Annotated in this window: 24 protein-coding genes; 8 read left to right on the top strand and 16 right to left on the bottom strand. The window is 68.9% G+C overall.

Annotated elements, in window-relative coordinates:
* Positions 1-65: 65 nt before the first annotated feature.
* The 6 genes from ABIC90_RS02950 to ABIC90_RS02975 all read right to left on the bottom strand — a co-directional run bounded on the left by ABIC90_RS02950 (position 66) and on the right by ABIC90_RS02975 (position 4206).
* Positions 66-647 carry a DNA-3-methyladenine glycosylase I gene (locus tag ABIC90_RS02950; RefSeq protein ID WP_354352535.1) on the bottom strand — a complete coding sequence of 194 codons (582 nt, stop codon included), beginning with the start codon at positions 645-647 and terminating at the stop codon, positions 66-68.
* A 22-nt stretch (positions 648-669) separates the two neighbouring features.
* The gene (locus ABIC90_RS02955) at positions 670-987 is read right to left on the bottom strand and encodes a chaperone modulator CbpM (protein ID WP_354352536.1); all 318 of its coding nucleotides are present in this window, start codon (positions 985-987) and stop codon (positions 670-672) included.
* Positions 988-989: 2 nt separating this feature from the next.
* Positions 990-1952 (bottom strand): DnaJ C-terminal domain-containing protein, encoded by a 963-nt coding sequence (locus ABIC90_RS02960; protein WP_354352537.1) that lies wholly within the window; start codon positions 1950-1952, stop codon positions 990-992.
* Between the two features lie 46 nt (positions 1953-1998).
* Entirely contained in the window at positions 1999-2643 is a 645-nt protein-coding gene (locus ABIC90_RS02965; protein ID WP_354352538.1) for a histidine phosphatase family protein, read from the bottom strand.
* Positions 2644-2680: 37 nt separating this feature from the next.
* Positions 2681-3319: a CDP-alcohol phosphatidyltransferase family protein gene (locus ABIC90_RS02970; RefSeq protein ID WP_354352539.1), complete on the bottom strand. Its 639-nt coding sequence runs from the start codon at positions 3317-3319 to the stop codon at positions 2681-2683.
* 143 nt (positions 3320-3462) lie between these two features.
* On the bottom strand, positions 3463-4206 hold the full coding sequence (locus ABIC90_RS02975) for a glutamine amidotransferase (protein WP_354352540.1): 744 nt from the start codon (positions 4204-4206) through the stop codon (positions 3463-3465).
* A gap of 149 nt (positions 4207-4355) precedes the next feature.
* On the opposite strand from ABIC90_RS02975, the gene bla reads away from it, so the two are divergent.
* Complete coding sequence (gene bla, locus ABIC90_RS02980) at positions 4356-5246, top strand: class A beta-lactamase (protein ID WP_354352541.1); 891 nt, start codon at positions 4356-4358, stop codon at positions 5244-5246.
* A 9-nt stretch (positions 5247-5255) separates the two neighbouring features.
* On the opposite strand, the gene trhA is transcribed toward bla, so the two are convergent.
* Positions 5256-5879 (bottom strand): PAQR family membrane homeostasis protein TrhA, encoded by a 624-nt coding sequence (trhA, locus tag ABIC90_RS02985; RefSeq protein ID WP_354352542.1) that lies wholly within the window; start codon positions 5877-5879, stop codon positions 5256-5258.
* 210 nt (positions 5880-6089) lie between these two features.
* Between trhA and ABIC90_RS02990 the strand changes: the two genes are divergently transcribed.
* Positions 6090-7091: a sialic acid TRAP transporter substrate-binding protein SiaP gene (locus ABIC90_RS02990; RefSeq protein WP_354352543.1), complete on the top strand. Its 1002-nt coding sequence runs from the start codon at positions 6090-6092 to the stop codon at positions 7089-7091.
* A 67-nt stretch (positions 7092-7158) separates the two neighbouring features.
* On the opposite strand, the gene ABIC90_RS02995 is transcribed toward ABIC90_RS02990, so the two are convergent.
* Positions 7159-8568, bottom strand: coding sequence for a GTPase/DUF3482 domain-containing protein (locus ABIC90_RS02995; RefSeq protein ID WP_354352544.1), 1410 nt, complete (start codon positions 8566-8568; stop codon positions 7159-7161).
* Positions 8565-9959, bottom strand: a complete 1395-nt coding sequence (locus ABIC90_RS03000) for a DUF2868 domain-containing protein (protein ID WP_354352545.1) — start codon at positions 9957-9959, stop codon at positions 8565-8567. The genes ABIC90_RS02995 and ABIC90_RS03000 overlap by 4 nt, the downstream gene beginning before the upstream one ends.
* Positions 9960-10417: 458 nt before the next feature.
* On the opposite strand from ABIC90_RS03000, the gene tssE reads away from it, so the two are divergent.
* Positions 10418-11005 (top strand): type VI secretion system baseplate subunit TssE, encoded by a 588-nt coding sequence (gene tssE / locus ABIC90_RS03005; RefSeq protein WP_354352546.1) that lies wholly within the window; start codon positions 10418-10420, stop codon positions 11003-11005.
* Between the two features lie 41 nt (positions 11006-11046).
* Positions 11047-12927 carry a type VI secretion system baseplate subunit TssF gene (tssF, locus tag ABIC90_RS03010; protein ID WP_354352547.1) on the top strand — a complete coding sequence of 627 codons (1881 nt, stop codon included), beginning with the start codon at positions 11047-11049 and terminating at the stop codon, positions 12925-12927.
* Positions 12928-12948: 21 nt separating this feature from the next.
* Here tssF and ABIC90_RS03015 read toward each other — a convergent pair whose 3' ends face one another.
* Positions 12949-13533, bottom strand: coding sequence for a TetR/AcrR family transcriptional regulator (locus ABIC90_RS03015; RefSeq protein ID WP_436318163.1), 585 nt, complete (start codon positions 13531-13533; stop codon positions 12949-12951).
* Between the two features lie 98 nt (positions 13534-13631).
* Here ABIC90_RS03015 and ABIC90_RS03020 point away from each other — a divergent pair, with 98 nt between their 5' ends.
* On the top strand, positions 13632-14060 hold the full coding sequence (locus ABIC90_RS03020) for a VOC family protein (RefSeq protein WP_354352549.1): 429 nt from the start codon (positions 13632-13634) through the stop codon (positions 14058-14060).
* 49 nt (positions 14061-14109) lie between these two features.
* Here the strand turns inward: ABIC90_RS03020 and ABIC90_RS03025 are convergent, their stop codons facing one another.
* Together ABIC90_RS03025 and ABIC90_RS03030 are read right to left on the bottom strand one after the other, a co-directional pair.
* The gene (locus tag ABIC90_RS03025) at positions 14110-16014 is read right to left on the bottom strand and encodes an ABC transporter ATP-binding protein (RefSeq protein ID WP_354352550.1); all 1905 of its coding nucleotides are present in this window, start codon (positions 16012-16014) and stop codon (positions 14110-14112) included.
* A gap of 55 nt (positions 16015-16069) precedes the next feature.
* Positions 16070-16999, bottom strand: a complete 930-nt coding sequence (locus ABIC90_RS03030) for a LysR family transcriptional regulator (RefSeq protein WP_354352551.1) — start codon at positions 16997-16999, stop codon at positions 16070-16072.
* A 100-nt stretch (positions 17000-17099) separates the two neighbouring features.
* Between ABIC90_RS03030 and ABIC90_RS03035 the strand changes: the two genes are divergently transcribed.
* Complete coding sequence (locus ABIC90_RS03035; RefSeq protein ID WP_354352552.1) at positions 17100-17930, top strand: DODA-type extradiol aromatic ring-opening family dioxygenase; 831 nt, start codon at positions 17100-17102, stop codon at positions 17928-17930.
* Here ABIC90_RS03035 and ABIC90_RS03040 read toward each other — a convergent pair.
* Positions 17909-19396 (bottom strand): glycosyltransferase family 2 protein, encoded by a 1488-nt coding sequence (locus tag ABIC90_RS03040; protein ID WP_354352553.1) that lies wholly within the window; start codon positions 19394-19396, stop codon positions 17909-17911. The genes ABIC90_RS03035 and ABIC90_RS03040 overlap by 22 nt on opposite strands.
* A 136-nt stretch (positions 19397-19532) precedes the next feature.
* Between ABIC90_RS03040 and ABIC90_RS03045 the strand changes: the two genes are divergently transcribed.
* A complete protein-coding gene (locus ABIC90_RS03045) occupies positions 19533-20093 on the top strand; it encodes a cytochrome b (RefSeq protein ID WP_354352554.1) in 561 nt (186 codons plus the stop codon).
* Between the two features lie 21 nt (positions 20094-20114).
* Here ABIC90_RS03045 and ABIC90_RS03050 read toward each other — a convergent pair whose 3' ends face one another.
* Positions 20115-22322 carry a prolyl oligopeptidase family serine peptidase gene (locus ABIC90_RS03050; RefSeq protein WP_354352555.1) on the bottom strand — a complete coding sequence of 736 codons (2208 nt, stop codon included), beginning with the start codon at positions 22320-22322 and terminating at the stop codon, positions 20115-20117.
* A gap of 165 nt (positions 22323-22487) precedes the next feature.
* Here ABIC90_RS03050 and ABIC90_RS03055 point away from each other — a divergent pair, with 165 nt between their 5' ends.
* Positions 22488-23408 carry an alpha/beta fold hydrolase gene (locus tag ABIC90_RS03055; protein ID WP_354352556.1) on the top strand — a complete coding sequence of 307 codons (921 nt, stop codon included), beginning with the start codon at positions 22488-22490 and terminating at the stop codon, positions 23406-23408.
* Positions 23409-23411: 3 nt separating this feature from the next.
* Here ABIC90_RS03055 and ABIC90_RS03060 read toward each other — a convergent pair whose 3' ends face one another.
* Together ABIC90_RS03060 and ABIC90_RS03065 are read right to left on the bottom strand one after the other, a co-directional pair.
* On the bottom strand, positions 23412-24329 hold the full coding sequence (locus tag ABIC90_RS03060) for an aldo/keto reductase (RefSeq protein ID WP_436318167.1): 918 nt from the start codon (positions 24327-24329) through the stop codon (positions 23412-23414).
* An 85-nt stretch (positions 24330-24414) separates the two neighbouring features.
* Positions 24415-25551, bottom strand: a complete 1137-nt coding sequence (locus ABIC90_RS03065) for an ABC transporter substrate-binding protein (RefSeq protein ID WP_354352557.1) — start codon at positions 25549-25551, stop codon at positions 24415-24417.
* Positions 25552-25634: the final 83 nt, after the last annotated feature.

Below are 25634 nucleotides of genomic sequence, written 5' to 3' on the forward strand. Positions count from 1 at the left end.
GCAAGCCAAACAAAAAAACCGGACCGTGCGAAAGCACGGTCCGGTTTTTTTGTTTGTTTATTGGGCTATGTGTTCTTCGACCCGTGCCGGTGGCAGTCGGGCGCATGGTCGTCCACGATGCCCGTGGCCTGCATCCACGCGTACACGATCACCGGGCCGACGAACTTGAAGCCGCGCTTCTTGAGCGCCTTCGAAATCTCTTGCGACAGCGGCGTCTGGGTCGGCACGACGCCGGTTGTGTTGACGATGGGCATGCCGCCCGCCATGCCCCAAACGAACGCTGAAAAATCCTCGCCCGCCGCCTGCATCGCCAGATAGGCGCGCGCATTGCCGATGGCCGCCTCGATCTTGGCGCGCGAGCGCACGATGCCTGCGTCCTGCATCAGGCGTTCGACATCGTCGGCCGTGAACTTGACGATCTTCTCCGGCACGAAGCCCTCGAAGGCCCTGCGAAAGGCCTCGCGCTTGCGCAGGATGGTGAGCCACGAGAGGCCGGCCTGGAAGCCGTCGAGCATCAGCTTTTCCCACAGCGCGCGGCTGTCTTTTTCGGGCAGGCCCCATTCGGCGTCGTGGTAGTCGGCCAGCAGCGGGTCGGTGCGGGCCCAGGCGCAGCGGGTCTTGTCGGCTGTGGTGCTGGTCGTGGTCATCGAGATGAAAAGTGCCTCGCGTTCAACGCAGGCCGTGCGCCTGCAGTGTGGCCTTGAGCCGCCGCACCTCGTGCTGCAGGTCCAGGATGAGCGCGGCGGCGTCGAGCCCCACGCCGAAGTCGCGTTCCAGCCGGCGCGCCTCCAGCGCGCATTGCAGGTCGGTGCTCGAGAACTGCCAGCGTTCGGGCGGCGCTTCGGCGGCCGTGATCTGCACGATGCCGACCTCGACCAGCTGCACCACCCAGGCAGTGTCGGCGCCGACGGCGTGGGCCAGTTCGGTCAGGGCGAGCGGCTGCGAAGCGCTGACGGCGGTTGCGGTGGTGAAGGAAACAGTCGCCATGGTCAGACTCCCAGATGCTGGCGCGGGTTGAACGCAGCGGCGGCCTGCGCCAGCTGCTCGTAGGCCTTGCGCGCCTCGTCGTTGTCGGCCGGCGGCAGCGCGATGTCGATCAGCAGGTACATGTCGCCCGGTGTCTTGCCCTTCAGGCCGCGACCCTTGAGCCGCAGCTTCATGCCGCTGCGCGCATTGCGCGGCACCGTGACCTCGACGATGCCGCCGCCCGGCGTGGGCACCTGCACCTGGGCGCCCAGCGCCGCTTCGGTGGGGGTGACGGGCAGCGTCATGTAGATGTCGCGCTCTTCCACGCGGTAGAGCTTGTGCGGCGCAAGGCGCACTTCAAGGTACAGGTCGCCGGCCGCCTCGCCGCCGTGGCCCGGCATGCCCTGGCCCGCAAGACGGATGAACTGGCCCGGATGCACACCCGGCGGGATCTTGACGCTGAGCGTGCGGTTTTCCCACTGCGGCCGGCCTTGCGCGTCCAGGGTCTGCGCGCGCAGGGTGATCTCGCGCTCGGCGCCGTTGAGCGCGTCTTCGATGGCGATCTCGATGGCTGCGTGGTGGTCTTCGCCGCGCGCACGGTAGTTCTGCCGCGTGGCACCGCGCCGCTCGGCCTCGCCGAACACCGACGAGAAGAATTCGCTGAAGTCCGCATGGTCGGCCGGGCCCTGGCGCGGGCCGCGGTGGAACTCGTAGCCCGAGTCCCAGCCCGGCGGCGGCTGGAAGTCGCCCTCGGGGCTGCCGCCGCGCGCCACGCGATCGGCCAGCGCGTCGTAGGCCGCGCGCTTTTCCTTGTCGCGCAGCACGTCGTTGGCCTCGTTGATTTCGCGCATGCGCGTCTCGGCGTCGGGCTCCTTGCTGACGTCGGGGTGGTACTTGCGGGCGAGCTTGCGGTAGGCCTTGCGCACCTCGTCTTCGGACGCGGTGCGTTCGATGCCCAGTGCGCTGTAGTAGTCCTTGAATTCCATGGCGGTGCGGGTTCGATTCGTTGGACGGCGTACCGGGCGGTGCTGGCTATGCCAGTGCCGCGTCGCCGCCCGCGTGCCGCAGCAGCGGCGTGATGGACCATGTGGTGCCGCTGCGCGCAAAGCGCAACGGCTGCGCGTTGCCGAGCACCTGCGTGTCGATGGGCACGCGCAGCAGCGCGGCCAGCGCATACAGGGTGCCGCCGTGCGCCACCACCAGCACCGGCGCGGGCTGCCGCAGGGCTGCATCGAGTGCGGCGCGCTTGCGGGCGACGAACTGCATGAGCGTCTCGCCGCCCTCGGGCTGGCAGGCCCAGTCGATGTTGGCGGACGAGGTGCCGATCAGCGCGCCGAAGTTGCGCTCGCGCAGCTCGGCCTGCGCCGTAGGCACCAGCCTGAGCGCCGTCCCCACGGTGTGCGCCGTGTCGAAGGCGCGCCGCGCATCGCTGCAGACGATGGTGCGTATGGGCTCGCCCGCCAGCAGCTCGGCCGCATGCGCCGCTTGCCGCAGGCCCAGCTCGCTCAACGGCTCGTCGACCGCCTGGAAGATGCGCAGCGCGTTGCGGCCGGTCTGACCGTGGCGCAGGAAGTAGAAGTGATCGCAGTCCGGCGCGAGCGGCTGGGCGGCGGCGATGTGCACCAGCTGGTCGAGGCCGCCGGCGGCGGTGTGAGTAGAGGAGCTTGCTTGGGACATGGGATCGACAATGCGTGGCTTCAACCGAGCTTCATGCTCAGAACTTGGGAATGCGCAGCGTCTTGCTGATCATCAGCGTGCCCGAGAGCGCGAACAGCAGCACGAGCGGATGCAGTTGCCACGGGCCCAGCACCCACGCGCCGCCCCACACGGCAGCGCCGATGCCGCCTTGCGACGCCGCATAGGCCAGCACGCCCACCAGCACCACGCTGGTGGGGATGGGTGTGCCTTCGAAATACTTCACCTTGTCGGCGCCTTCGGAGAGCGCCTCGGCCGTGACGTTGTAGCGGGCGAGCCGGCTCACGCCGCAGCACACGAAATAGACCAGGAGGATGCAGTCCCAGCCGCCGTCGAGCCCCGCCGCGAAGGCGAGTGCGGCGGGCGCGACGCCGAACGAGATGATGTCGGCCAGCGAATCGAGCTCGCGCCCCAGCGCCGAGTGCGTCTGGCGCCAGCGCGCGATGCGGCCGTCGAACACGTCGAAGATGAAGGCCGCCGGCGCGAGCGCCGCCGCCCAGTAGAACTGCGCGAGCGACTGGCTCGCCATGTAGGCCATGGCCAGGAACACCGCGCCCACGCCGCAGGCCGCATTGCCCAGCGTGAACACGTCGGCCAGGTGGAAGCCGCGGATCATTGAAAAATGCCTGCGGGCCGGTGCGGGGGAGGGTGTGGTCATGAAGAGGCAGGGAAGGGCGTCGAATGACGCGTGAATCGCACCATAACCGAAGCAGGGCGCGCTTCTTGTAGTCGCGCTCCGACGCGCGGACCCGTGTGGGCCGGCATCAAGGCGCCGAGTGCGCGATGGTGGCGTGCTGTCGGTCAGGCCGCGTCGTGCGCTTCGGCGATGCGCGCAAAGCGTGCGAGCAGCGCCGCGGCCGCGGGAGTGGCGGCGACGCTGTCGCGCAGCGTGGCGGGATCGATGCCGCCTGGCTTCAGGTGGTCGGCGGCCAGATGGTCGATGTAGCCGCGCATCGCCTCTGCATCGAACTCGGGGTGGAACTGCACGCCCCAGGCCTTGTCGCCCACGCGAAAGGCCTGGACCGGCTCGTGCGCGTTGCCGGCCAGCCGCACCGCGCCTTCGGGCAGGCGCAGCGCGCTTTGCAGGTGCACCACCTGGGCCTGAAACTCTGCCGGCATGCCCTGCAGCAGCGGGTCGGCGGCTGCGGCTTCGTCGAGCGTGACGGTCACCGTGCCGATCTCGATGCCGTTCGGATGGTTGCCCGCCTCGCCGCCGAGCGCATGCGCAAGCAGCTGGTGGCCGTAGCAGATACCCAGCACCGGGGTGCCGTGCGCCACGAGCCGCGCCAGCCATTCGGCGGTGCGCTCGCTCCAGGGTTCGCGGTCTGACACCATCGCGTGCGAGCCGGAGACCACGGCGCCCGACAGCGTGCCCGGCGCGGGCAACGCATCGCCGCGGCGCGGATCGATCACGAGGATCGGCAGGGTCTGGGTGGCGAGGCCGGCGGCGATCCAGTGCTCGAAATCGCCGTGGTGCTCGCGCAGGGCTTCGAAGGTATCGCCGAGCTTGACGATGACCAGGGGGTGCGGGCGGTGGTTGTCCATGGCTGAATCATGCCTCGCGACGACGCGGGGCACGCCGCCTGCCGGTTACAGCCGATACACGCGAGACGCCGATGAAGGCCATGGCGCTTGGGCCTCGGCGGCGGCGCTCCTACGATCGGGCTTCGTTCCACCCATTCGCTTCGAATCCCATGAATCCACTCGTACATCGCCGCACCCTCCTGCTCGCCGCCTCGGTCCTGCCGCTCGCGAGCGCCTGCACCGCATGGTCCGCCAAGGGCGCGCAACAGGATGCCTCGGCACAGCTCACCGCGCTCGAAAGCGCATCGGGCGGACGGCTCGGTGTCGTCGGCTTCAACACGGCCAGCGGCGCGCGCCTGGTGCACCGCGGCGACGAGCGCTTTCCGCTCTGCAGCACCTTCAAGCTCGTGCTGGCCGCGGCCGTGCTCGAACGCAGCGCGAAGGCGGGCGGCGCCGGCCTGCTCGCGCGCCGCATCAACTACAGCAAGGGCGACCTGATCGCCCACTCGCCCATCACCGAGAAGCACGTCGCCACCGGCATGACGGTGGCCGAGCTGTGCGCCGCCACCCTCCAGTACAGCGACAACGCCGCGGCCAACCTGCTGATGAAGATGCTGGGCGGCCCGCCCGCGGTGACAGCCTTTGCGCGCGCATCGGGCGACGAGGCCTTCAGGCTGGACCGTTGGGAGACCGAACTCAACACCGCCATTCCCGGCGACCTGCGCGACACCACCACGCCCGCGGCCATGGCGGCCAGCGTGCAGCGGCTGGTGCTGGGCGATGCGCTCGGCGCTGCGCAGCGCGACCAGCTCAAGGCCTGGCTGCTGGGCAACACCACCAGCACCGAACGCTTCCTGGCCGGCGTGCCCGCGGGCTGGAAGGTGGGCGACAAGACCGGCGGTGGCTCCTACGGAACGAACAACGACGTCGGCGTGCTGTGGCCGCCCTCGGGCGCACCGCTGGTGCTGGCGGTCTACCTGACCTTTCCACAGGAGGATGCGAAGGTGCGCAACGATGTCGTGGCGTCGGCCACGCGCATCGCGGTGGAAGCCTTGCGCTGATCCGCGCGCCTACAGCACGAACCAGCCCACCGCCACATAGTGGCTCGCCGTGCCCGCCAGCACGAACAGATGCCACGCACCGTGCGCATGCCGAAAGCCGAAGCGGTTGCGATAGAACACGGTGCCGGCGGTGTAGAGCACCCCGCCGATCAGGAGCCACGCGAGCCCGCCGCCGTCGAGCCGCGCCGCCAGCGGCACGGCAGCCAGCACGCCGACCCAGCCCATGCCGATGTAGAGCGCGAGCGGCGGCTTCTGCGGCACGTCGGTCCTGGGCGGCTGCAGCTCGCGCCAGATGCCGTAGAACGCCGCCCCCCAGATCGTCGCCAGCAGCAGCCAGCCCCAGAAGCCCTGCAGCGTGACCAGCGCAAAGGGCGTGTAGGTGCCGGCGATCAGCAGGTAGATCGCGCAGTGGTCGGCGCGCTCCCACACCCGCTTCAAGCGGCCGCGCGTGCTGTGGAACAAGGTGGAAGCCGCATACAGCGCCACCGCCGAGAGCGAGAACACCAGCGCGCCCGCAATGCGCGCGGGGTCGCCGGTGGGCACGGTCTTGGCGAGCAGCAGCGCCGCCGCCGACAACGCCAGCACCAGGCCCAGCAGGTGGCTGTATCCGTTGAGTCGCTCGCCGGGGTACATGCGTGGATGTTGTGGAAGCTGAAAGCCCGGGGATGCTAGGTGGGGGCCGTGACGGCACGGTGACTGCATCGCCCTCGGTCGGGCAAACCCGCCTACCACTTTTGTTTCAAATCCTTACGATCCGTTCGCCGGGTCTTTCCGGCGGTCGACCGCTTGCACTGGCGCGCAATTTGCACTGGGTTGACCTTCTCAAACAGAGGGAGAGAGTTCATGAAAAGCTTCTTGCCGTGGCGCCGGGCGGGCGTCGTGCTGATGGCGTTGGGTGGCGCGGTGTTCGGTGCCTCCGCTCAGGCCCAGGTGCTGCAGCTGAAGTGGGGCCACGTCTTCGAGCCCACCAGCATCTTTCACCAGCAGGCGGAGCTGGCGGCCCGCAAGATCGGCGAGCAGTCCGAAGGCAAGATCAAGATCGAGGTGGTGCCGTCTTCCAGGCTGGGGCAGGAGGGCGACTTCGCCCTGATGCTGGCAAACGATTCCATGCAGATCGCCTACGTGGGGCAGGCCACGCTGGCCGAGGGCTATCCGCCGCTGCGCCTGGGCAGCTACCCCTTTGCCTTCAAGGACCTGGACCACATGCGCAAGTACCTCGCCAGCCCGCTGCTCGCGGAGCTGATGAAGGGCTACAACGAGAAGAGCGGCAACCGCATGGTCGCCTCGGTGTACTACGGCGCGCGGCAGGTCACGTCGAGCAAGCCGCTGCTGCGTCCCGAAGACTTTCGCGACCTGCGGCTGTACGTGCCCGACGCCTCGGCCTACCAGCTGTTTCCCACCGCACTCGACGCCAAGCCGGTGACGCTGCCTTTCATGAGCCTCTACGGCGCGCTCAAGAAGGGCGAGGTGGAGGCCCAGGAGAACCCGCTGGGCACGGTCAAGGACAAGCGCCTCTACGAGGTGCAGAAATACGTGCAGCTCACCGGCCACATCTACGACACGCTGGGCATCGTGATCGGCAAGGCCGCCTGGGAGAAGCTCACGCCGCCGCAGCAAGCGATGGTCGAGAAGACGCTGGTGGAAACCGCCAAGTGGACCAATGTGGGCGTGATCGCCGGCGAACTCGAAGACGAGCAGTTCCTGCGCGGCAAGGGCATGACGGTGTCGCCGGTCAACCGGCAGGCGTTTCTGGAGCGCATCGTCAAGCGCTCGACGCCGGAGCAGTTCGGGGCACGGCCGGGCGACTACGCCAGGCTGCAGGCGCTGAGCACGGCCGCGCACTGAAAGACAGCCGGCCGCCCGATGGCCGCGCCCTCGGCTGCAATCGAGAACGAAGCCTCCGGACCTGAACTCAAGCGGCGAAAGCGCGTTGCAGGCTGAGCGAGAGCTCGGCCACCAACGCTTCACGCTGCGGCGAGGGACGCCAGAAGCTGCGCGTTGCCACACCCGTCGTTTCCCACTCCGGGTGGTTGCGTGCCGGCTGCACGCCGCGCACCGCGGCGGCTGCCGCGCGGGTGGGCGCATCGCCGTTCTCGGGCGTCTGGGCGCTGATGCGTTGCGTGGCCGCATGGCCGCGCTGTTCCAGCGCCTGCGTGAGCTTGAGCTGCCAGGCCACCAGCGTGAAGAGCACGCCGTCTTCCACCGTGAGCTCATGCACGTCGCGCAGCTTGTTGGCGAGCTTGCGGCCCAGCGGCCCCCAGCCTTGCGACACCGCGCCGCCGATGGCGCCGCCCAGGGCCGCGCCCGCGCCCAGCGAGAGGCCGGCCACCGCCAGGTCTGCCACCACGCCCACGGCCGCGCCGATGACGGCGCCCTTGCCCAGGCGCAGGCCGGCATCCTTCATCGCCTCGGGGCTGAAGAAGTCGAGCGTCCAGCGGCCTTCGATGGCCTGCAGCGGCGCCTCGTCGGCATCGCCCTGGCGAAAGCCGTAGAGCGCGAGCAGGTCGTCGGTGCAGCGCTGGGCCTTGTCGAACACGGCCTTCTGCAGCGCGGCGACGAGGGCCTGGCGCCGCGCCGTGTCGGCGAACTCGGTGGCCGACACGGTGCGGCGTATGGAGGCCGCATCGACCAGCAGCGCCGCGATGCGCGTGCAGGCGGACGCGCGGCGCTGGGCGGCTTCGGTGTCCAGGAAATCGACCACGGCATGCAACTGCTCACGGCGGTCGCGCAGCAGCGTGGCCAGGTCGTTGTACAGGTCGCGCTCGGCGCCGACGAAGGGCGACGCCGCGTCGAAGCGCACCTGCACATGCAGGCCGTAGGCCGAGAGCAGCTCTTTCCACGCAGGCTCGCGGCTGGCCGCATCGCGCACGAAATTCAGCACCGGCATCACCGGCCGCGCGCAGGAGTTGAGCAATTCGATCTCGTCGCGAAACTTGGGCAGCACCGGCTCGCGCACGTCGATGACCAGGAAGGCGGCGTCGATGTCGCGCATGGTGCGCAGCACCTTGGCTTCCTGCTCGAACACGCCGTGCGCTTCCGGCCCCTGCAAGAACTGGTGGATGCGCTCGGGCGGCGTGGCCTGTGCGTCGAAGCCCGCCAGGTGCTCGCGCAGCGCCACCGCGTCTTCCAGGCCCGGCGTGTCGAAAAAACGGACAGCGGCCTTGCCGTCGACGTCCAGGTCCACCGATTCCACATGGCGCGTGGTGCCCGGGCGCTGCGACACCTCGCCGAATCCGATGCGCCGTGTGAGCGTGCGCAGCAGCGAGGTCTTGCCCGCGTTGGTGTGGCCGACGACGGCGATGCGGATGGCGTCCTGCGTCATTGCGTGGGGCCCAGGCCTTGCGATGCCGTGGCCAGCCGGTCGCTCGCCGGGACGTGTTCCAGGCCGGTGTCGCGCAGCCAGTCGGTCCAGCGGCGGGTGGCGCTGTCGTCGGGCGCATCGGCCAGCCACAGGCGGCATTCGCCGCAATGCGCGAGCACTTCGCGAAGAAAGCGCTCGGTGCCGCGGTCGGGGCTGGATGCGGCATGGCACACCAGAAGCACGGCGCGCGGTCGGGCGTGTGCCAGCCGGTCGAGCAGGGCGCGCCGGGCCGGGGCGCTGCCGTCGATGCGCAGCACCTCGGTGGCATCGGCCGGCAGGCCGGCGGGCGGCCATGCGGTGTCGGGCGGCAGCTCGAAACCGATGACGAAGAAGGCGTCCTGCAGTTCGGAGGGCGAAAGGCCGGCCGGTGCGATGCCGCGTGTGCGGCCGGGGTCGGCATCGACGATGGCGGCCGGCGCGAGCGCCGAAAAGCGGTCGAGCAGCTTGCGGTAGTAGGGCTCGCGCCAGTCGGGCTGCAGCGCCTTGCGGCGGCTGCGCCACACGGCGGCACTGAGCAGCACCAGCGCCAGGCGCGGCAAGAGGCCGTACACCACGATGCAGCCGGTCAGCCACATCGCCCAGGTGCGCTGGCCGGCAGCGCCCGGCGAGGCAGAGAGCACCATCGCCGCATCGGGCACCGGAAAACCCAGTTGCGACGGCGCCCAGCCCAGCACCTGCACCGCGCGCACGAAGAAAGCCGGCTCGAGGATCGTGGTCTCCCAGCTCAGCGTGTAGCTGCGAAAGGCCAGCGCGAACAGCATCGCGGCCAGCACCACCGCGAACGACAGCGACCAGATGCCATGGCTCACCAGCCCGAAAAACCAGGGCAGCAACTTCGCACGGGTCAACAGCCCCGTGGCTGCGCGCACCAGCACCGGCGCCTGCCCGCGCTTGCCGCCGGCCACGCGCGCGGTGAGGGACAACCAGATCCAGCCCAGCGACGCCGTGCCGAACGCGCCCGGCGGCAGCCACAGCCCCACCAGCCAGAACAGCAGCGTGAGCGCATGCAGGCCCAGCAGGCTCACCAGCGCGACGATCACATTGATATGGCGCTCGCCGCCGCCGACCACGTTGCCCGCGAGGCCCAGGCCCGCAAGCACGATGAGCGCCACCAGCGCGAGCAGCACCCAGGGCGCCCATTGGCGGGCGCGCGTCAATTCGGATTGGAGCCCGATGCGTTCGCCCAGTTGAAGCGCGCGTTCGGTGATGCGGGCCGGGCCGTCGGGCATGCGCGATGCGGCGGTGCGCAGGGCTTGGGCGTCGTCGAGCGGGCCGGCCTGTTCGGTCCATCGGATCGCCTCGGTGATCACCGCATCCGGAAAAGCAGATTCACGCAGCGCGGTGTTGGTCAACAGGGTCCCTTCGCAAGTGGTGCCCGCACGGGGCCGGGGCGCGCGAATTATGCCCGGCGCTGTCGAGGGCGCATGAGGCGAATCGGGCAGGCGCCATGAGAAACGGGGCCGCGAGCGGCCCCGTTCTTTCAGGGATGTGTTGCAGCAGGCGAGTGCCTGGTCTCAGCGAAGGCCGAAGAACGAAAGCACTGCCACTACGACCACGACCAGACCGACGATATAGATGATGGAATTCACGCAAGGACTCCTCGTTGATGGGATGAACCAAGGATCGGGCCTGGGCCGGTTCTGCGATGTCGGCGAGGGGCGGCCAGTGCTGTAGGACTTGCGAAGCCGCGGCGCATGAAAAATCTCCGGTTTACACGGCTTTGTCGGCGAGGAGGAGGCCGGTTTGACCATTGTTTGCAATGGGGCGGCGATATCCACGCAAGACTCTGGCCCTCTCACGAAGGCCCGCCATGCGACCCAACGAATTGCCTCCGTTCACAGGCTCCCATCCCGCGCACCCCGGCGCCCGTTCGCTCCGCCCGGCCGATGCGCCCGCCACGCATGCCAACGCGCAATTGCTGCCCACGCTGTTCGACCGCCTGCGCGACGAGGCCCCGAGCCAGGCCAGCGAGCAGCCTTCTGACTACGCCGTCACGCCCGCCCGCATGCGCGACATCGTGCAGCGCGACCTGGCCTACCTGCTCAACACCACCAACGCCGAAGACCTCATCGACCGCGCCCGCCATGCCGATGCGGCCTCGTCGACAGTCAACTTCGGCGTGCCGCCGCTCGCGGGCAGCTACCTGTCGGAGCGCAAGTGGGCCGACATCGAACGCATCATCCGCCGCGCGATCCAGGACTACGAGCCGCGCCTGCTGCCCGAGACGGTCACGGTGGTGCCGCTGATGAAGGAGGGCGGCGCGGCCGGTGACTACAACGTGCTGCTCTTCGAGATTCGCGCGCTCATCAATCTGCGGCCCTATCCGCTCGCGTTCACCGTGCAGAGCGCGGTCGATCTGGAAACCAACCGCATGCGCGTGGTGTCTTCGGCCCGCTGAGCTTTCTCGCCCAACAACTTCATTCAGGAAAACACGCTGCCATGGACCCGCTCCTGCTCGACTACTACAACAAAGAACTGGTCTACATGCGCGAGGCCGCGGCCGAGTTCGCAAGCTCGCACCCCAAGATCGCGCGGCGCCTGGGCATGCACGGCATCGAGGTGGCCGATCCCTATGTGGAGCGGCTGATCGAGTCGTTCAGCTTTCTCTCGGCGCGCATGCAGATCAAGCTGGACGCGGAGTTTCCGCGCTTCACCCAGCGGCTGCTGGAGGTGCTGTATCCCAACTACCTGAGCCCGACGCCGTCGATGGCGGTGGCGCAACTGCACCCCAGCGTGAAGGAAGGCGACTTCACGCGCGGCTTCGTGGTGCCGCGCGGCACGGCCTTTCATGCGCGGGTGCCGCCGGGCGAGGAAACGCCGTGCGAGTTCCGCTCCAGCCAGGACGTGACCCTGTGGCCCATCGAGATCGCCCAGGCCAGGCTCACCGGCGCGCCGCCCGACATTCCGGCGCTGGAGCGCTACCTGCCGCCGCATGTGCAGGTCGCGGGCGCACTGCGCCTGCGTTTGCGCACCGTGGGCGAGATGGGGTTCGGTGCGCTGGTCGGGCTCGACCGCCTGCCCGTTTATTTGCGTGGCAACGAACAGGTGGCCTCGCACCTGTTCGAACTGCTGCACACCTCGGCGGTGGCCGCCTTCGTCGGCGAGCCGGGCAAGCTGATGGACAAGCCGCATGTGGTGACAGACGGCGCGCTGGTGCACGAGGGCCTGGCGCCGGGGCAGGGGCTGCTGCCGCTGGCCTGGAACACCTTTCACGGCCACAACCTGCTGCACGAGTACTTCGCCTGCCCGGAGCGCTTTTACTTCTTCACGCTGACGCAGCTGGCGCCGGGCCTTGCGCGCGTTCATGGCAAGGAAGTCGAAATCCTCGTGCTGCTGAGCAAGCCGCCGGGCTCGCTGGGGACGCTGGTCGATGCGGGGCAGTTCGCGCTGTTCAGCACGCCGGTGGTCAACCTCTTCGAGCGGCGCACCGACCGCATCGAACTCAACGCGGCGCAGCCCGAATTCCATCTGGTGCCCGACCGTTCACGGCCGCTGGACTTCGAGGTCTATTCGGTGCAACGCATCGCGGGCCAGCAGGCGCAGACCACGGCCGAGATGGAATTCCGCCCGCTCTATCAAACGCTCAACGAAGACGAAGGCAACCACGGCCGGTATTTTTCGGTGCGCCGAGAGCCGCGTCTGGCGTCCGACACCGCGCGCAAGTACGGCACCCGCACGCCGTACATCGGCACCGAGGTGTTTCTCTCGCTGGTCGACCAGCACGAGGCGCCGTATCCGGAAAGCCTGCGCTACCTGTCGGTGAGGGCGATGCTCACGAACCGCGACCTGCCGTGCCTGGTGCCGCGAAACGGGCATTCCGACCTGGCCGTGGCCGATTCGATTCCTGTGTCGGCGGTGGGACTGATCCGTCCGCCGAGCACGCCCAAGTCGCCGTTCGCGCAGCGCGAAATCGCGTGGCGGCTGATCCGCCAACTGGGCTTCAACCACCTGCCGCTGGCCGACATGCCGCACCGCGAAGGCGCCCAGGCGCTGCGCGACATGCTGCGGTTGTTCGTGTCGGCCGACAGCGACGTGCTGCGCCGGCAGATCGACAGCCTGGTCGGCTCGCGCATCGAGCCGGTCACGCGGCGCCTGCCAGGATCGGGCCCGCTGATCTACGGGCGCGGCGTGCAGTGCACCCTGAGCGTGGATGAAGAGGGCTTCTCGGGAACCAGTCCGTATCTGCTCGGGCTGGTGCTGGAGCACTACCTCTCGCGGCATGTGAGCATCAACGTGTTCACGCAGACGGTGCTCGAGTCGATGCAGCGCGGCACCGTCGCCAAGTGGCCGGTGCGCATGGGTGGGCGCGGCATCGTCTGAGGCCGGATCGGCCCTTCAGCGTCAGCGCTTTTTTTCCGGGCCGAGCGCCTGCACCAGCAGCCACTGCATCGCCGAGCGGATTTCCTTCGCATCGGCCCCGCCGTCGATCTCCAGCGCCGCGCGGTCGAAGGCCGCGGAAAGCAGCCGGGCGAGGGTGTCCAGCGACACGGCGCCCTTGCCCAGGCCGGCACGCGCCAGGCCCTGGCGCAGCGAGTTCGCCGAAGTGGCGTCGTCCATCGCCATCATTTCGGCATGGCCCAGCACGGCCGGCCCGTCGATCAGCAGCAGCCGCGTGCGGCCCGGCACGGTCATCGCAGTCAGATAGGCCTCGCTGCCGTCGAGCAAGGCCTGGCGGGGCGTGAGCTGCTCGGGCGCGGCCGCTTCGATGTCGGCGGCCACGGCCTCTTCCTCGCGCAGCAGCACCTGCCTGAACAGGTCGCGCTTATCGGTGAAGTGGTGGTACAGCGCACCGCGGGTAATGCCCGCGGCCACGGCGATTTCGGGGGTGGAGGTGTCGCCGTAGCCCTTGCTGACGAACAGGGCGCGGGCCGCCTCGATGAGCGCGAGGCGGGTGGCTTCCGTGCGTTCACGGTTGGTTCTGGACACTGGCGGTGAGGATGAAATGGTCATTTACATACAGCCTGTCTGTAGGTTAATATCTGCGCGTACATGCAGTCTGTATGTTAATTGAAAGGACCCACACCATGAAAGTGACCAGCTATTACCCCGTGCTCATGACCAACGACGTGGCCGCGACGGCCGGCTTCTATCAGGCGCACTTCGGCTTCACGCCGTTGTTTACCAGCGACTGGTATGTGCATTTGCAGATGGAGGGCGAGCCGTCGATCAACCTCGCCGTGCTCGACGGGCGGCACGAAACCATTCCCGCGGCCGCGCGCGGCCAGGTGGCCGGCGGCATGCTGCTGAATTTCGAGGTGGACGACCCCGATGCGGTTCACGACCGCCTGAAAGCGGCGGGCCTGCCGATTCTCTTGCCGCTGCGCGACGAGGCCTTCGGCCAGCGCCACTTCATCACGAGCGACCCGAACGGGGTGCTGATCGACATCATCAAGCCGATCCCGCCGAGCGGCGAATTCGTGGCGCAGTACGAGGCGGGCGGACTGCCGACCTGATGAACGCGCGGCGCTGCAGAGCCGTTCGCAGCGCGAACCGTCCCGCAGCTCAAGCCAGCGCCGCTTCGCTTCCCTCGTCGAGCGCATCCCCCAGGAACCCGCCGCTCTGGTGCGCCCACAGCCGCGCATACAGCCCGCCCTGCGCCATCAGCGTGCGGTGGTCGCCTTCTTCCACCACGCGGCCTTCGTCGAGGACGATCAAGCGGTCCATCGCCGCGATGGTCGACAGCCGGTGCGCAATGGCGATCACGGTCTTGCCTTCCATCAGCGTGTACAGGCTTTGCTGGATCGCGGCCTCGACCTCGGAGTCGAGCGCGCTGGTGGCTTCGTCGAGCAGCAGGATCGGCGCGTCTTTCAGCATCACGCGCGCAATCGCCACGCGCTGGCGCTGGCCGCCCGAGAGCTTCACGCCGCGCTCACCCACGTGCGCCGCATAGCCGCGCCGTCCGCCGGCATCGCCCAGGGTCTGGATGAAGTCGTGCGCCTCGGCGCGCTGGGCGGCCGCCTCGATCTGCGCCGGCGTGGCATCGGGCCGGCCGTAGGCGATGTTGTCGGCCACCGAGCGGTGCATCAGCGAGGTGTCCTGCGTGACCATGCCGATGTGGGTGCGCAGCGAATCCTGCGTGACGTGCGCGATGTCCTGCCCGTCGATCAGGATGCGGCCGCTCTCCAGGTCGTGAAAGCGCAGCAGCAGGTTCACCAGCGTCGACTTGCCCGCGCCCGAACGGCCCACCAGCCCGATCTTCTCGCCGGGCCTGACCGTGAGGTTCAGGCTGTCGATGACGCGGCGGCCCGCGTCGGCATAGCGGAAGCTCGCGTTCTCGAAACGCACCTCGCCGCGCGGCACCTCGAGCACGCCGGCATCGGGTGCGTCGAGCACGGTGCGCGGACGCGACAGCGTCTTCATGCCGTCCTGCACCGTGCCGATGTTCTCGAACAGGCTGGTCATCTCCCACATGATCCAGTGCGACATGCCCTGCAGTCGCAGCGCCATGGCGGTGGCCGCGGCCACCGCGCCCACGCCCACGGTGCCGTTCGACCAGAGCCACAGCGCCGTGCCCGCCATGCCGGCCGTCAGGCCCATGCTCAGCGTGTGGTTGACGATTTCGAAGGCGCTCACCAGCCGCATCTGCCCGTAGCCGGTGTGCATGAACTCGCGCATCGCATCGCGCGCAAAGCCCGCCTCGCGGTGCGTGTGCGAGAACAGCTTGACGGTCGCGATGTTGGTGTAGGCGTCGGTCACGCGGCCGGTCATGAGCGCGCGCGCGTCGGCCTGCGCCTTGCCGACCTTGCCCAGGCGCGGCACGAAAAACGCGAGCGCCGCGATGTACAGCGCCAGCCAGATCACGAAGGGCCACACCAGCTGCGCGTCGAGCACGCCCACCAGGATGATCATGGTGGCCACGTACACGCCCATGGCCACCAGCACGTCGGCGAGCACGAAGATGGTGTCGCGCACCGCGAGCGCGGTCTGCATCACCTTGGCCGTGATGCGGCCCGCGAACTCGTCCTGGTAGAAGGCCATGCTCTGGCCCAGCATCAGCCGGTGGAAGTTCCAGCGCAGGCGCATCGGCAGGTTCACCGCCAGCGTCTGGTGCTTGACGATGGTCTGCAGCGCCACCACCGCGATGCTGACAACCAGCACGCCCGCCATCCACAGCAGCGCGTCGCCGCGATCGGCCCACAGGCGCGACGGCACCTGGCCGCCGAGCCAATCGACGACACGCCCGAGGATCGCGAACAGGGCCGCCTCGAAGATCGACATGACGGCCGTGAGCAGCGCCATGGCGGCGATCTTGCCGCGCACGCCGTGCGTGCAGGCCCAGAGGAAGGCGAAGAAGCCTTGGGGCGGCAGCGGCGGTTCGGCGGCGGGGTACGGGGGAAGCAGTTTTTCGAAGAAGCGGAACAAGGACACGGTCTCCCAGAGAGCCATGGACTTTAGCCGCGACCGCATGACCTTGCACCTGAAAGGTGCGCTCCCGCTGGCTGCCTGGCGTGCTGCCTCGCCGCTATCCGGCGCCCTGTTTCTTGTGCCGTGTTGCCTTGGGTTCCACGCCGCCCAGCCGCTCGCCCAGAAAGTCGATGAAGGTACGCAGCTTCGGCGCCATGTACTGCCGGCTGGTGTACACCGCGAAGAGCGTGATGGGCGGTGCTTCGTAGGCCGGCAGCAGCCGCACCAGCCGGCCTTGCGCCAGGTCGTCGTCGATCAGCCACAGCGGCATGAACGCGATGCCCATGCCCGCATGCACCGCGTGCAGCGTGAGCGTGGTGTCGTCCGAGCGCATCGCGGGCGTGAGCCGCAGCGGCAGCATCCGCCCGCCCGGTCCCTTGAGCGAGAGGTTGTCCAGGTTCACGTAGCTCGGCACGATGGCGCCCAGGCGCGACAGGTCGGCGGGCAGGGCGGGGCAGCCGCCCATGCGGCGCAGGTAGTCGGGCGTGCCCGCCAGATGAAAGGGCACGCGGCACAGCGGCCGGGCGATCAGCGCGGGCGAGAGCTCCTGCGTGGCGCGCAATGCGACGTCGTAGCCGTCGGCGGCCAGGTCGACCTTGCGGTTCTCCAGGTGCATGTCGACCAGCACCTCGGGAAAGCGCTCGCGGTAGTCGGCGAGCACGCGCGCGAAGCGCGGCGTGGCGCACCACACCGGCGCGCTCACCTTGAGCTGGCCGCGCGGCGTGTCGCTGGTCTGGCCGATGGCGGCCTCGGCGGCGTCGAGCAGGTCGAGCGCGCGCCGGCTCTGTTCGTACCAGGCGGTGCCGGCTTCGGTCAGGCTCAGGTGGCGGCTGGAGCGGTGCAGGAGGCGCGCGCCCAGCGACTTCTCGAGCTGCGCCACATGCTTGCTCGCCATGGGCGGCGACATCGACAGCCGCCCGGCCGCGGCCACGAAACTGCCGGCCTCGACGACCTCGCGGAACACGCGCAGGCTGGTCATGCGGTCCATGGATAGTTTCCTCTGGAGAACTGATTCCATGCATCGTAGCCTGTCGATTTCTCTTGAAGAAATGTCTACAGTGGGCCCAACGCTTTCAAGGAGCATCGACTTGACCCACGACGACCCGAACAGACTCAGCCGCCTGCCGACCTACTTCATCTCCCATGGCGGCGGCCCCTGGCCCTGGATGAAGAAGGAGATGGGCCCCACCTACGACCAGCTGGCCGCATCGCTCGCCGACATGCCGCGCCAGATCGGCCGCACGCCCAAGGCCATCCTGATGGTGTCGGCGCACTGGGAAGCCCCCGCCTTCACGGTGCAGGGCAACCCCAGGCCGCCGATGATCTACGACTACGGCGGCTTCCCGGCCCACACCTACGAGGTGCGCTATGACGCACCCGGCTCACCCGAACTCGCGCAGCGCGTGCAGTCCCTCATCGCGGCGGCCGGCCTGCCGGTGCAGATCGACCCCGAGCGCGGCTACGACCACGGCATGTTCGCGCCGATGGCCGCGATCTACCCGAAGGCCGACGTGCCGGTGGTGCAGCTGTCGCTGCGCCGCGGTCTCGACGCGGCCGAGCACTTGGCGCTGGGCCGTGCGATCGCACCGCTGCGCGACGAGAACGTGCTCATTGTCGGCAGCGGCCTGAGTTATCACAACCTGCGCAACTTCGGGCCGCAGGCCCATGGCGTGTCGAAGGCCTTCGACGATTGGCTGGACCAGGCGGTGGTGCAGGGCGCGGCGGGCAACCGCAGCGGACAGTTGCTGAACTGGGCCGCGGCGCCGTCGGCGCGCATGGCCCATCCGCGTGAAGAACACCTGATTCCGTTGATGGTTGCGGTGGGCGCGGCCGAGGCGGAAGCCGGCGAGCGCGTCTATCACGAGGACGCGTTCATGGGCGGGCTCGTGGTGTCAAGCTATCGCTTCGGCGCTGTCTGAGAGCTGGGACGCCCCACACCCTCCGCATCGACCAGCCCCACCCGGGTCTGCCGTCCCCAGGTGCCGCGCCCGGTCAAGAAGGTCCACCATCCCCAGGCCGCGCCCGTGTGTCGAAGGATCTGAAAGGTAAAGGGCTCGACCAGCGCCGCGAGAAAAGCCTGCGCCATGCCGGCTTCGCTGCGGTGCCCCACCCAGCGCCGGTACAGGTACACCGACCAGAGGTGAAAGGCGAGGTCGAGCACGATCTTCGCGCCGATCACGCCGGCCACTGGTGCCAACACGCCGAAGTTGCCGCGCACCAGGTACACCAGCAGCAGCCCGAAAGCCGCGAGGCCGTAGAGCGGCTGCAGCGTGTCGATCGCCTTCACCGGCAGCATCAGCGTGCCCAGCCAGCCGTAGCGCCGGTCGCCCACCATCGCGCGGTACCAGTACTGCGTCTGCAGGAACCCGCCGAACCAGCGGCGGCGCTGCCGCAGGAATGCGCCGGTGCTGCTGGGCGCATCGGTGTGCGCCTGCGCATCGCCGAGCACGCGCACCGTCCACGGCAGGCCGTGCGCCTGGGCATGGCGGTGCAGGCGGTGGATGAGTTCGTAGTCTTCCACCAGGCAGTCGGTGTCGAAGCCGCCGACCGCGCGCACCGCGTCGAGCCGAAAGCCCGCGAAGGCGCCCGAGATCAGCAGCAGTCCGTTGACGCGCATCCACGCATAGCGCGAGAGGAAATTGCGGATGTATTCATAGGTCTGGAACCACTGAAAGCAACGCCCCGCCAGCGTGCGGCTGCACACCGGCGTGATGACGCCGGTGGCCGCGACCAGGTTCGGCTCGGCCGAAAACGCACGGCGCACCGCGCCGATGGCCTCCTTGTCGAGCAGCGTGTCGCCGTCCACCGTGAGCACCGTCTCGGTGGCGATGCATTCGATGGCCGCGTTCAGCGCCACCGCCTTGCCGCCGTGCGGCAGGCGCAGCCAGCAAAGGCTCGCATGCAGCGTGCTGGGCGCGCTCAACGCGCCGAGCGCGGGTTCGGCGAGCCCGTAGTGGCGGGTCAGCAATTCGGCCGTGCCGTCGGTGGAGCCGTCGTCGGCGATCACGATGCGGTCGGGCGCATCGCTCTGGCCGAGCAGCGCGGCGAGCGTGACCGGCAGCACCGCGGCCTCGTTGTGCGAGGCGACGATCACGCCCAGCGTGCTGCGGTGCGCACCGCTCGCTTCAGGCCGCGCGGGCTCGGCGCGAAGCCGAAGAATAGGCAGCGTCTTCCAGCCCACGAACAGCAGCAGCACGGTGTCGTACAGCACATAGACCACGCCCACCGACCATGCGCGCACATCGCCCACGCGAAACGCCATGGCGAACAGCAGCGCCCACAGCACGAGCACGCCCCCATGGATCAGCCAGCTTCGCAGCGGGGTGGCGGGAGGGGAGAGCCGCGGCGATGCGGCCACAAACGCGCGTTGAAGTGAATCGTTCAAGAGAAGATGCCCGGACAACCAGCAAGGTACGCAAGGAACCTGCCAACGGTTTCAAAAGCCTGGCAATGGCCCGGGGACGCCCCGGGACAATCGCAAGTGCTTGGGAATGAGTGCATCTACCCCCGAAAATTCCCGCATGCCCGAACAAAACCGCTACACCCGCACCGCCATCGCATTGCACTGGCTCATTGCCTTGCTCATGGCCGTCAACATCGCGTTGATCCTGCTGGTGAACTACTACCCCGACGAATGGGTGCGGCCCGCCATCGACACCCACAAGTCGACCGGCATCACCGTGCTGGGGCTGGTGATTCTTCGCATCCTCTGGCGCTTCACCCACCGCCCGCCTGCCATGCCGGACACCTACGGGCGGCTCGAACGCATGGCCGCGCATGCGGCGCACGGCGTGCTGTACCTGCTGATGATCCTGCTGCCGCTCTCGGGCTGGATGCACGACTCGGCCTGGAAGGACGCGGCCACACACCCGATGCAGCTCTTCGGCCTGTTCGAGTGGCCGCGCATCGGCTGGATCATGGGCATCGAGCCGGTGCTCAAGGAAACATGGCACTCGGTGCTGGGCGGCGTGCACACCTGGGCGGGCTATGTGTTCTATGTGCTGTTCGCGCTGCACGTGCTGGCGGCGCTGAAGCACCAGTTCTTCGACGGCGAAGCCGAACTGCAGCGGATGCTGCCCTGAACCGACAGCGATCCGCGTGGCTTATGCGGATCGCTCGGCTGGCTCGGCCGACGCTGTAGCGCCCCGCTGCAGCATCCCCATCAGGAAGGTGTGCAACAGCGCCTCGCGCGTTGCGAACAGCTGCGGCGTCGCGCGGCCCAGATGGCCGCCGCTCGCTTCCTCGTACAGCCACGATTGCGCATGGCCCAGCGCACGCATGCGCGCCACCATCTTGCGTGCGTGCGACGGATGCACCCGGTCGTCGTTGCGGTTGCCGATGAAGAGCGTGGGCGGGTAGCCCGTGCCTCCATTCAAGTCCTTCAGTTCCTTCACGCTCTTGAGGTTCTGCAGCGGCGACCAGCGCGCGAGCACCTCGCGCTCCGCGGGCACTGCGGGATCGCCGTATTCCTCGATCCACGACGGCCCCGCCGTGAAGCGCGTGAACTCGAGCATGTCGGTCAGCGGCACGCGCGCGACCGCCGCACCGAAGAGCTCGGGCCGTTGCACCAGCACCGCCGACACCAGCGCGCCGCCGTTGCTCGCGCCGTAGATGCCCAGCTTGCGCGGGCTGGTGATGCGGCGCCGCGCCAGGTCTTCGGCCACCGCGATGAAGTCGTCGAAAGCGGCCTGGCGGCGTGCGCCCTTGGCGGCCTCGTACCAGCCGGGGCCGAACTCGCCGCCGCCGCGGATGTGCGCCAACACATACACGCCGCCATAGCGCAGCCAGTTGATGCCGGGCATGCGCTGGTAGTCGAGCTCCAGCGCAATGCCGAAGCCGCCGTAGCCATAGAGCAGCGTGGGCGCGTTGCCGTCCATGGCCAGCGCGGCGGGGGCGATCACCGTGTAGGGAATCAGCGTTCCGTCGGCCGAGCGCGCTTCCAGCCGCTGCACCTGGAGGCCGGAGGCGTCGAAGAGCGCGGCCTGCCGCTTGAGCGGTGCCCAGGGCCGGGGTTCGGCAAGGTCCATCAGCCCGAAGGTCTGCGGCACCAGCGGGGCTTGCGTGGTGAGCCACACGCTGTCGCCGGGATCCGCGCGGTCGGCACGGATGCCGATCACGCCGGCCGCGCCGTTGTCGGGCAAGCCCACTTCGCGGGCCTCGAAGGTCTCTCCGTTCCAGTGCTGGAACACCAGGCGCGGCTGCAGGTTGTCCGACCACGCCACGGCGAACCCGTCCTGCAGCCGCTCCCATCGAATGAGGCGCTGGCGCGGCGCCGTCGACAGCAGCGCATGAAAGCGCCGCACCGGCTGCGTCGCGGTGGCGATCGGCGTCACGATCACGCTGCCCGCGGGGTGGCGCGTGGTGCCGTCGTCGAACACGCTGCGCAGCCACAGCACGATCCAGCCTTCGCTCAGCCACGCGGTCGCGTCGGTCGGCAGGTCGAGCACGGGCGAGAGCATGTCGCCCTGCAGCAGCTGGTGGCGGTTCTGGAAGAAGCTGATGCGCCGGCCGACCAGCGCCATGGCGGGACGGCCGTCGCGCGGCTCGATCGTGTCGATGGACACGCCCAGGTCGCTGGGCTCGCCGCGCGCCGCCTCGGGCGCCTCGGCCAGCGCGCTGCCGCGGCGCCAGCGGCGGATGGTCATGGGGTAGCCGCTGCGGGTGAGCGCGCCGGCGCTGGATTCGGTGGCGACCAGCACCTCGTCGTCGCCGTACCAGTCGGCCCACTGCTTGGCCAGCGGCAGGCGAAAGCCGCCCGCCACGAACTGCCGGGCGTTCAGGTCGAACTCGCGCACCTCGGTGCGGTCCGCGCCGCCTGGCGACAGATACACCAGCGCGCGTTCGCCGTTGGGGCTGGTCACGTAGGAGCTGAAGGTCCAGGCGCGGCCTTCCTGCCGCCCGAGCTGGTCCAGGTCGATCAGCACCTGCCACGACGGATGTTCCTTGCGGTACTCCGCGAGCGTGGTGCGGCGCCACACGCCGTTGGGTTGGTTGGCGGTGCTGTAGAAGTTGTACAGGTGGCCGCGGTGCGCGCGCACGAACTGGATGTTGTTGTCCCGCGAGGAAACCGAGTCCAGCGTGTCTGCGTAGCGGCGCGCGTAGTCGGGCAGGGCGGTGATCAGCTGGCGGGCCTCGGCCGTGCGCGCCTGCACCCATGCGAGCGCCTCGGGGCCGTTGAGCTGCTCCAGCGCCGCACCGAGCGCGTTGTCCTGTGTCCGGGCAGAAGGCGGTTGGACAAGCGGCTGGGCAAGCGGCTGGAGCGGTTGGGTGAGGGCGATCAGCGCGAGCTGGCGGCGATTCAACAAGGTCATGGATGCGGTGGAGGCGGCCCGCACCACGGCGTCGTGGACTGGCTGGCGGCCTCGTTGTGTTTGTTGAAGGGCGAGCGGCCCGCACAGCGGGTGGCTGGCCGGATTCTATGCAGGGCATGCCGGCGGCCCGCTGCGAGGGCCAAAGCGGCGCGGCAGAATCGGGCGATGCCTTCGACCCACGACAGCCCCGGCTCGCCCGCTTCATCCCTCGCTTCCTCCTTCACGCCGGCCGACGACAGCGACCCCGGCGCCCGCCGCGAAATCGCGCGCATCGACGCGCTCGGCACCCACCACGACCCCGTGCACCAGGGCGTGCGCGTGCGCTGGCGCCGCTTCGGCACCGACACGACGAAGCCGCCCATCGTGCTGCTGCACGGTGGCCACGGCAGCTGGATGCACTGGCTGCGCAATGCGGAGGCGCTGTCGGCCGAGCGCACCTTGCTCTTGCCCGACATGCCGGGCTTCCACGATTCCGACGGACTGCCGCGCGTGGCGCCGGGCGAGGATTCGCTGCCGCCGCTGCTCGAGGCGCTGGGCGGCACGCTCGATGCGCTCGTGGGTGCTGGCACGCCCATCGACCTGGGCGGCTTCTCGTTCGGCGGCCTCACCGCCGCACGCTTTGCGGTGCGACGCGGCGGGGTGCGGCGCTTCGCGCTCATGGGCAGCGGCGGACATGGCACGCTGCGCCGCATGACGGTGCAGATGATCAATTGGCGCGCCGCGCCCGACCGCGCCGCCGAGCGCGCCGCGCTGCTGCACAACCTGGGCGCGCTGATGCTGCACGATGCCTCGGCCATCGACGCGCTGGCCTTCGAGATCCATGACATCTCCTGCCACGGCACGCGGTTTCGCAGCAAGGAGGTATCGCTCTCGGGCGGGCTGCAGAAGGCACTGGACACACTGGCCGTGCCCACACTGCTGCTCTGGGGCGAGTTCGACGTCACCGCCGATCCGCGCCCGCTGGTGGCGCAACTGGTGAGCGAAGGCCCGGGCCGCGAGGGCGCGGTCATCGACGGCGCAGGGCACTGGGTGCAGTACGAGCGCGCCGCGGAGGTCAACGCGCGCTTGCTGAAGTTCTTCGGCTGAGTTTCAAGGCCGCAGCGCGTCGGCGTGCTTGCGCCAGAACGCCGCATCGGGAAAGGTGCCCGCGCCGGCCGCGGCGTTGTCCGCCATGTGCTCGCCGCGGCTGGTGCCCGGGATGGTGCAGGTCACGGACGGGTGGCTCAGCACGAATTTCAGCAGCAGCTGCGCCCAGCTGGTGCAGCCGATGTCGGCGGCCCACACGGGCAAGGGTTGGCCCCGCAGGCGGCGCAGCAGGCCGCCACCGCCGAAGGGCATGTTGACGATCACCGCCACGCCGCGCTCGGCGGCGAGCGGCAGCAGGCGCTGCTCGGCCTCGCGCGCATCCAGCGAATAGTTGATCTGCAGAAAGTCGAGCTTCTCCGCACGCAGCACCGCCTCGACCTCTGCGTAGGCCGAGGCGGTGTAGTGCGTGATGCCGATGTAGCGCACGCGGCCCTTGTCTTTCCAGCCGCGCAGGGTGGCCAGGTGCGTGCGCCAGTCGACGAGGTTGTGCACCTGCATCAGGTCCATCTGCTTCGTGCGCAGCCGCGCGAACGACTGCTCCATCTGCGCGATGCCGGCGTCGCGGCCCGAGGTCCAGACCTTGGTGGCGAGGAAAGGCTTGCCGCCCGGTTTTGCGGCGGCCAGCAGTTCGCCGGTGGTTTCCTCGGAGCGGCCGTACATCGGCGAGCTGTCGATCAGCCTGCCGCCGGCCGCGAAGAGCGCATCGAGCACGCCGGGCAGGCGCTTGTATTCGTCGGTGCCGGGGCGGTGGTCGAAGCCGATCCAGGTGCCGCAGCCGACGACCGGCAAGGCCTCCTGCGTGGAAGGGATGGGGCGGGTGGTCATCTGTATCGCGGGCTTGCCCGGTTGCTGGGCGAGCGAGGGGAGCGCGGCGCTTGCGCACAGGGCCGCCCCGAGCCGGAGCAGCTGGGCGCGCGCCACTGCGGGTGTGGCGCCGAACCGGGGCGCGTTCGTTGAAGGTGTCACGAACGAATTCTGCGCCCGGCAGGCGTCGGGGCGAAAGCGCTCAGCGCAGGTAGCGCCCGTCGGCCTTGAGCATCGACAGCTCCGAGAAGGTCAGCCCGCGGTGCTCGCCGGGCCGGTACGACACCGCGATGCCGCCGAGGTCCAGCGTCTTGAACGACTCCAGGCCCTTCTGCAGCGACTCCGGCGTCGGGTTGGCACCCGCGCGCTTGAGGCCTTCGACCATGACCTTGGCGGTGACGTAGCCCTCCAGGCTCGCATAGCTGAAATCGTTCACGCCGATCTTCTTCATCGCCGCCTGGTACTCGGCAATGACCGGCATCGCGCTGTTCCACGGGTAGGGCACGACCTGCGAGATGACCACGCCGGCCGCGTCCTTCTGGAGGTCCTGGAACAGCTTCTGCCCGTTCAGGAAGGAGAACGAATAGAAGGCCGTCTCGCCCCCCGTCGCGCGGTAGGCCTTGATGAACTTGGCCGCCACGTCGTTGGTGGCCGACAGCACCACCGCCTTGGGCTGGAGCTTGGCCAGCTCGGCGGCGCGTTCGGCCGCATCGGAGCCGTCGTTCTTGATGGCCACGCTGCCGACCATCTTGTCGCCGCGTTCGGCAATGAACTTCTGGGTGCTCTCCATCGCCGAGCGCGCGCCGGGGTTGTCGTTGTGCGCAAAGGCGATGCGCGACAGGCCGATGGTGAACAGGTGGTTCACGATGCGGCTGTATTCCTCGTCGAAGCTGATGCGCACCGGAAAGCCGTAGTCGGTGAACTTCACCACCGGGCCCGCGCCCGTGTACGGACCGACGACCGGAATCTTCAGTTCGTTGGCCGCCTTCAGCGCGCCGACCGCCGACGAGGTGCCGATGGGCATCAGCACGCCGATGGCGCCGTCGCGCGCGAAGGTCTTGACGTTCTCGGCGCCCTTGGCGGGGTCGTAGGCGTCGTCGAGCTGACGCAGTTCCACCGGCCGGCCGTTGATGCCGCCGTTCGCGTTCAGCGTGGTGAACATGGCACGGATGCCGACCAGCGGTTCGGTCGACAGGGACGCCAGCGGGCCGGTCTGCACGTAGGTCTGGCCGATCAGGATCGGCTTGGTTTGCGCTTGCGCCGCGGGCGACAGGCCGAGCACGAAGGCGGCGAGGGCGGCGAAGGCGGAAGCCAGCAGATGCGTCTTTTTATGTTTCATGGTTACAAACTGTTAATAAAAGTGATCTTAAGGGGCTAGGCCCTTCGGGTAAATCGTTCTTTGGTTGCGGTGCAGCACGCGCA

Source organism: Variovorax boronicumulans, assembly GCF_040544675.1.
Classification (GTDB): Bacteria; Pseudomonadota; Gammaproteobacteria; order Burkholderiales; family Burkholderiaceae_C; genus Variovorax; species Variovorax boronicumulans_D.